Origin of the sequence: Roseateles agri (assembly GCF_034043675.1) — a bacterium.
Taxonomy (GTDB): domain Bacteria; phylum Pseudomonadota; class Gammaproteobacteria; order Burkholderiales; family Burkholderiaceae_C; genus KK5.
In genome coordinates this window covers 257,775-263,774 of record NZ_JAXCLA010000011.1, presented here as the reverse complement: position 1 = coordinate 263,774, position 6,000 = coordinate 257,775, and the positions used below count along the sequence as shown (strand labels likewise).

The window sequence follows — 6,000 nt, the reverse complement described above, 5'->3', positions numbered from 1 at the left end:
GCCGGCAAGGGTGTACGAGCTCTTCCCGCGGCTGGCGGAGCGCAAGAGGAACCTCGGGACGCAGCTCAGTGGCGGCGAGCAGCAGATGCTGGCCTTCGGCCGGGCGCTGGTGCTCAACCCGAAGCTGTTGCTGCTGGACGAGCCGCTGGAGGGTCTGGCGCCGATCATCGTGGAGGAGTTGCTGCGGGCGATCCGGCGGGTGGCGCGCGAGGAGGGTCTGCCGTCGATCGTCGTCGAGCAGCATCCGCACATGGTGCTGGGGGTGACGGACGACGCGATCGTGCTGGACAGGGGCGGGATCGCGTATCGGGCGGAGAGTGCGGCGCTGCTCGCTGACCCCGCGCCGCTCGATCAGTGGCTCGGCGTGGCGGAGCGCCGCTGACCCAGCCCCTCAGGCCGACGGCAGCGCGATCCGCGGATCGAACTTCGCGCGGTGGATGCTGAAGAAGGCCTTCACGTTGCGCACGTTCGCACCCTGCGTCAGCAACGTCTTCGTCAGCGCGTGATACGCCGCCATGTCGGCCACCTGGATCACCAGCACGAAGTCCGGCCCCGGTGACACGCGCCAGCACTGCTGTACGGCACGCTCGGCCTGCACGCGCGCCTCGAACGCATCCAGATGCTCCGCCCCCTGGCGGTCCAGCGTGATCTCGACGATGGCCGACAGGCCGGCGCCGAGCCGGTCCGGCGAGAGCAGCGCCACCCGCCGCTCGATCACACCCAGCGCCACCAGCCGCTTGACCCGCCGCAGGCAGGTAGCCGGCGAAACGTGCACGAGCTCGGCCAGATCCTGGTTGCTCAGCGAGGCGTCCTGTTGCAGTTGGTCGAGAAGACGCAGGTCCGTGGCATCCAGATCGGGGGTGGTGATGGTGAGTGAATCAGTCACAGATCGACTTTTCGTGAAATATTCGTACGCGTTATGGATTGAATGAAATATTAATTCATTTCAGAAGAAATTTCGAATAAATGTATTTCGAGAGCCTCTCTACGATGCGCTCCTGGCTCACCCGAGCCCAATGAAGGAGCAAACCCCATGTGCGGCATCGTCGGCGCGGTCAGTCAGCGCAATATCGTCCCCATCCTGGTCGAAGGCCTGAAGCGGCTCGAGTACCGCGGCTACGATTCCTGCGGCGTTGCCGTGCATCAGGAGGGCCGCCTGCGCCGCGCCCGCAGCACCTCGCGCGTGGCCGAGCTGATGAATCAGGCGCAGGAAGACGGCATCGTCGCCGGCACCGGCATCGCTCACACCCGCTGGGCCACGCACGGCGCGCCGGCGGTGCACAACGCGCACCCGCACTTCTCCGCCGGCCCCAATGCCGCGAATGACGCGCCGGGCCGCATCGCCCTGGTCCACAACGGCATCATCGAGAACCACGACGAACTGCGCGCCGAGCTGAAGGCCCGCGGCTACGCCTTCTCCAGCCAGACCGATACCGAGGTCATTGCCCACCTGATCGACCGCTACTACGAAGGCGACCTGCTCGAGGCCGTCCAACAGGCGCTGCCGCGCCTGAAGGGCGCTTACGCGGTGGCCGTGTTCTGCCGCGACGAGCCGCACCGCGTCGTCGCTGCCCGCGAGGGCTCGCCGCTGGTGCTGGGTGTGGGCGATGCCGCGCAGGGCGAGCACTTCGTCGCGTCCGACGCGATGGCGCTGGCCGGCGTCACCGAGCAGATCTGCTACCTGGAGGAGGGCGACGTCGTCGACCTGCAGCTGGGCCGCTTCTGGATCACGCACCTGTCCGCTGAATCCGGCCGTTATGAGCCCGTGCAGCGCGAGGTCCGCACCGTGCAGATCCACAGCGGCGCGGCCGAGCTGGGCCCGTACCGCCACTACATGCAGAAGGAGATCTTCGAGCAGCCGGTGGCGATCGCCAACACGCTGGACGCCGTCGGCGGCATCAGCCCTGAGTTGTTTGGCGATGGCGCCTACCGCGTGTTCAAGGACATCGACAAGGTCCTGATCCTCGCCTGCGGTACCAGCTCCTATTCGGGCCTGACCGCCAAGTACTGGCTCGAAGCGATCGCCAAGATCCCCACCAGCGTCGAGATCGCCAGCGAATACCGCTACCGCGACAGCGTGCCCGACCCGCGCACCCTGGTCGTCACCATCAGCCAGAGCGGCGAGACCGCCGACACCCTGGCCGCGCTGAAGCACGCCCGCGCGCAGGGCATGAGCCACACGCTGACCATCTGCAACGTCGCCACCAGCGCGATGGTGCGCGAATGCGAGCTGGCCTACATCACCCGCGCCGGCGCGGAGATCGGCGTCGCCTCGACCAAGGCCTTCACGACCCAGCTCGTCGGCCTGTTCCTGCTGACTCTGGCCCTGGCCCAGACCCGAGGCCTGCTCAGCGAAGCCGACGAGGCCGAGCATCTGAAGGCGCTGCGCCACCTGCCGGTGGCCGTGCAGGCCGTGCTGGCGCTGGAGCCGCAGGTGATGGCCTGGGCCGACGAGTTCGCCCGCAAGGAAAACGCACTCTTCCTCGGCCGCGGCCTGCACTACCCGATCGCGCTGGAAGGCGCGCTGAAGCTCAAGGAGATCACCTACATCCACGCCGAGGCCTACCCCGCCGGCGAGCTGAAGCATGGCCCGCTGGCGCTGGTGACGGCCGAGATGCCCGTGGTGACGGTGGCGCCGAACGACGCGCTGCTCGAGAAGCTCAAGAGCAATATGCAGGAAGTCCGCGCCCGCGGCGGCCAGCTCTACGTCTTCGCCGATGGCGACACCAAGATCGAGAGCGAAACAGGCCTGCACGTGATCCGCATGCCGGAGCACTACGGTGCGCTGAGCCCGATCCTCCACGTTGTACCGCTGCAGTTACTTGCGTACCACACGGCCTGCGCGCGTGGGACCGACGTGGACAAGCCTCGTAACCTGGCCAAGTCAGTCACGGTCGAGTGAGTAGGACGTGATCCTCCGCGTCGCTGATCGCCAACAATTAAGTCTGTCGGACTGGAAAAAAGTCCGTCGGACCTGATGCACGGTCAATCGAATCAAGCCCAGCAAAGATTGCATCCCGCAGCATATGCAGTCAGGGACGTGAGGCTATCTGGGCAACTAGGAGGCCCAGAATCGAACTCGCGACGTCCGTGCGATGCCGGCCGCCAACGCTTTTATGTTGAAGTCTGTCGAGGGCAGTTCTCTGGCGTGTTGAAGTCTGTCGAACATGACTTTCCTGGATCACGACAGGAAGGTTGGTGGCCCCTGCTAGCCGTAGCGTCGATGGATGCCGGGGTAGGGTGGTTCGATCCCAGCCGGGTGTATCAACGTGGGACTGCTTCCGGCCGAGGCTGTGTGAAAACGCCGCTTCGCTACAAACCGGCGAGAAGTCGACGTCTCAGATCGGCTCAGGATGGACGATCGAACGGGCGCCAATGCTGTCGAGATCCGGGAAATAGCCTGCGTGCCGAGTTTTCACACAGCTTCGGCTACTTCCAGACTTTCATGACCGGCAACTCCCGGAAGGGCTAGTAGAGAGGCTCGGAAGCCGGCCAGGCGCCTGTTTCACTGCATTCAGGAGCCCCAGGAAGTCGCCTTCGTCGCAGGCCGCCTTCCAACGGTTGATGAATTGGCAGACAACCTGCAGGTTGCCTGGTTCGTAGTGACCGTTGGAGTCGCGCCGATCCAGTGAAGGGAGGTACGGGGCATCGACTGGGCTGTGCTGGCCACGGCGTTTCAGGGGAATGCCGGTCAGCCGGCAACGGTACCCCTGTTCTTCCAGCAACAGGGTAATGTATGCCTCCGCGTCCTCGCGCGAAGGAAAGCCAAAGTACTTGGCCTTTGTCGCGCTGAGCTTTAGTAGGCCGGATTCGGCCGCGGCACTCTGGGCGTTAAGAGCCATTGACCGGATGGATGCAGTCCAGTCGTCCGGCGCCTGAGGCGCGTCAGGACGGACTTCATGGTCGGACGTCAGCGCCAGGCATTCGCGCACGAATGTACGGAATTCAGGAAGGTAGCCCGGGTTGTGTGTACCGTATAGATCGCGCTTCGCGATGCTGGCTGGCAGGTCCGAAGTGCGTACGCCCGTATTGAGTCGCCGCACTTCATGCCATCCCGAGCGCGTATGGCGGTACCGGTAGTCTGCTCCAATCAACAACGGTCCATCCGCGGCGCAAGCCCAATAGGTGCGTTCCTGGACCACGGTCCAGAATAGGGTAGTCGGCCCGGCCAGCACCACGGCTTGCACTAGATCAACGTCGTTGCGTGCGGCGCGCATCGACCGGTTGATCTGTGTGGCGGCGTCTAGCAGCTCTTCCGGGTCCATACGAGCTAGTTGCTCCGCCGTAAGGTAGGTGCAGCTGAACGGGATGACCCCGCCCGACAGGGCGGATCGGGCGAACTCGCTATTGCGCCCCATCTGGATTCGATGGGCTTCCTCAGCCCCATCCAGTTCGCTGATCCACTCTAGCTGCAACATCTCTGCGTCCTCTTCGTCCCTCTGGCGGATTCGTATGGTAGTTGGCACCTAAAGCCAGACGCTCCTGCCACCCTCTACTTCAGGGTACCCACCCAGCGCTTGAGGTTTTAGTCGATCGCCTTCGCCGTGGCCGAACCGTCGGGGACCTTCTGACGTTGCTGCAGCAGCCATTGGTGAAGCGCATCGGCGACCGGTCGTGATCGTCGTCTCTCTTCGAGCCGATGCGCACTGTCGGTCGCTTCGATCGATCGCTCCACGCGGTAAAGCTCGCCGAAGTACTTCAACGCCTGCTGATGCCGGGCTGTGTACTTCCTAGCTTTGCGCTTCTGGATCATTGGGCGGCAGAGGGCGCGGCGGCGGCAGCTCCCCGAAAAACTGCTCCATCAGCTTCTGGTTGCTGAGCTTGAGCTCTTTGAGACGCCTGGTTTGTGCGTCGACGCCGTCCTCGGTCATCCCAAGTTCGGTCGCGATACGCTTGCGAGGTATCCCACGCATGCGCCGCACAGCCACGTCGAGGCAACGCCGGCCGAGCGGCAGCAACTTGTAGCGTTCAGGCGGGGGCGGTCTCTCGATAGGACTTTTTGTTCTCAGCTGCCATTCGAACAGCGCTGCCCGTACCCGATAGCTCGCCAGCTCTGCCTGTTCTGCAGTGAAGGGCTCCTTGGGCTGAAGCCGGCGGTACAGCGTCATCCAGCACAATCCCATAGAGCTCTCTAGCCCGACAAGCAGCAAGCTATCCACGTCGAAGAGCCGAAGGTAGTCATTCATTTTGGCGCTCTGCTTGCTCGTGTCATCAACGTAGCAGGTGACACCAACCTCGATCGTGATCGACAGAAACGGTGCGCAAAGAAACTGCTGCGCGGCCGAGTCAAAGGCTTCGTACTCTGGGTAGGCCTTCACGAACCTTTCGCCAAGGCCACGGGAAACGTGGTACTCGACGATGTGGATGCCGCCATCAGGCTTCCGCGTCCCTCGCCCCACGATGTAGTCCGTGTGAGGAATCTCCCGCGCAGCTTGCAGCACGTCCTCAATCGAGCGCCCAGATTGGGACGGTTGGGCATCTTCGACGCTCATGTCAGACCTCCGTGCTAGCCCCCTACGACGATCCGCAGGGGTGCGTTCCCGACTGCTTCCGAGCTCTTAAATTTCCGGCACACCAACGCAATTCTGCCGCGGCGAAGCTTCCCAAGGAGTTCATTATGTTGAGTTCGAAGATTCTCTCCCGCTTCTTTCTGGCCTTCCTGGCCTTCGTGGTTCTGGCCGGTTCGGCGCGCGCGACGACCTACCAGGTCAGCTCGGGTCCGAAGACCAGCGGCAGCGGCTCCGCCTTCTCCGAGGAATACCTGATCTCTTACAGCGCCCCTACTGGCAAGAAGATCGCCCACCATGGCCTGACCCTCATCGGTGATCGCCGCTGCAACGCCTGGTCGACCTGCCGGGTCGTCAAGGCGACCAGCACCTTCGTCCAGTACGCGTTCTCGCTGCAGGGCCACAACGAGGGTGGCTTCCTGTTCATCAACAACCCCAACAGCGGCCAGCGGGATAGCACCGCGCTGCTGACGGTGGAAGTCGAGTAACCCCC

7 protein-coding genes are annotated in these 6,000 nt (G+C 63.7%); 3 read left to right on the top strand and 4 right to left on the bottom strand.

The genetic code is table 11. From position 1 onward, the window contains the following. On the top strand, window positions 1-382 hold a 382-nt coding region (locus SNE35_RS29945; RefSeq protein ID WP_320426725.1), incomplete at its 5' end, for an ATP-binding cassette domain-containing protein. A 9-nt stretch (window positions 383-391) separates the two neighbouring features. Here the strand turns inward: SNE35_RS29945 and SNE35_RS29940 are convergent. Further along, window positions 392-886, bottom strand: a complete 495-nt coding sequence (locus tag SNE35_RS29940) for an Lrp/AsnC family transcriptional regulator (RefSeq protein WP_320426724.1) — start codon at window positions 884-886, stop codon at window positions 392-394. Window positions 887-1,033: 147 nt separating this feature from the next. On the opposite strand from SNE35_RS29940, the gene glmS reads away from it, so the two are divergent. After that, window positions 1,034-2,902, top strand: coding sequence for a glutamine--fructose-6-phosphate transaminase (isomerizing) (gene glmS / locus SNE35_RS29935; RefSeq protein WP_320426723.1), 1,869 nt, complete (start codon window positions 1,034-1,036; stop codon window positions 2,900-2,902). 541 nt (window positions 2,903-3,443) lie between these two features. Here the strand turns inward: glmS and SNE35_RS29930 are convergent. The 3 genes from SNE35_RS29930 to SNE35_RS29920 form a co-directional block, all read right to left on the bottom strand. Next, a complete protein-coding gene (locus tag SNE35_RS29930) occupies window positions 3,444-4,418 on the bottom strand; it encodes a hypothetical protein (protein ID WP_320426722.1) in 975 nt (324 codons plus the stop codon). 107 nt (window positions 4,419-4,525) lie between these two features. Next, the gene (locus SNE35_RS29925) at window positions 4,526-4,753 is read right to left on the bottom strand and encodes an IS66 family transposase (protein ID WP_431312807.1); all 228 of its coding nucleotides are present in this window, start codon (window positions 4,751-4,753) and stop codon (window positions 4,526-4,528) included. Then, complete coding sequence (locus SNE35_RS29920) at window positions 4,731-5,492, bottom strand: hypothetical protein (protein WP_320426721.1); 762 nt, start codon at window positions 5,490-5,492, stop codon at window positions 4,731-4,733. The genes SNE35_RS29925 and SNE35_RS29920 overlap by 23 nt, the downstream gene beginning before the upstream one ends. Before the next feature lie 128 nt (window positions 5,493-5,620). On the opposite strand from SNE35_RS29920, the gene SNE35_RS29915 reads away from it, so the two are divergent. Beyond that, window positions 5,621-5,995 (top strand): hypothetical protein, encoded by a 375-nt coding sequence (locus SNE35_RS29915; RefSeq protein ID WP_320426720.1) that lies wholly within the window; start codon window positions 5,621-5,623, stop codon window positions 5,993-5,995. The last annotated feature ends 5 nt before the right edge of the window (window positions 5,996-6,000 follow it).